Here is a 572-nt window from a genome sequence, read left to right on the forward strand (position 1 = left end):
CAGGGTCTGCTCCCCCTTGCTGCTTCTGGTTTTGCTTCGCAGTTTGCGTTCCTTGCGACTCAATCGTCTGCTTTTCATGCTGCATGCTCCCATTCTTGACGCCTGATGCCAGGCAACTCGTTCATGAATAATTCATGCCAATCATGGTACTTATCGGCCCAAGCTGCGACACATTTAGGGACAGGCAGCCTGCCATGCGTCTTGCTGAGCTAGCCAACGCGGAGCATGCCCCACCCACAGACGAGAGTGAAAAGAGTCAAAATGAAAAAGATGCTGACCCTGTTTGCCGTGATCCTGGCCATTGGCCTGGGGGCACCTCATGCCGAGGCCAAGAAGTTTGGCGGCAGCAAATCCTTTGGAAAAAGTTACAAAACTGCGCCGGCCCAGCCTGCGGCCAAACCGGTCGACAACAAGAATCCGACACTGAACGCCCAGACTCCGCCGAAGAAGAGCGGCATGATGGGGGGTCTGCTGGGCGGCCTGCTGGCCGGCGGTCTGTTTGCCTACCTGCTGGGCAGCGGGGCCTTTGAAGGCATGCAGGGCATGGACTTCCTGCTGATCGCCCTGCTGGC

1 pseudogene is annotated in these 572 nt (G+C 57.5%); it reads left to right on the forward strand.

The features are described 5' to 3' along the window. Positions 1-261 precede the first annotated feature (261 nt). Positions 262-572, forward strand: a pseudogene (locus BN1123_RS05670) (Tim44 domain-containing protein); the annotation flags it as partial.

It is taken from the genome of Aeromonas enteropelogenes, assembly GCF_000819845.1.
Classification (GTDB): Bacteria; Pseudomonadota; Gammaproteobacteria; order Enterobacterales; family Aeromonadaceae; genus Aeromonas; species Aeromonas enteropelogenes.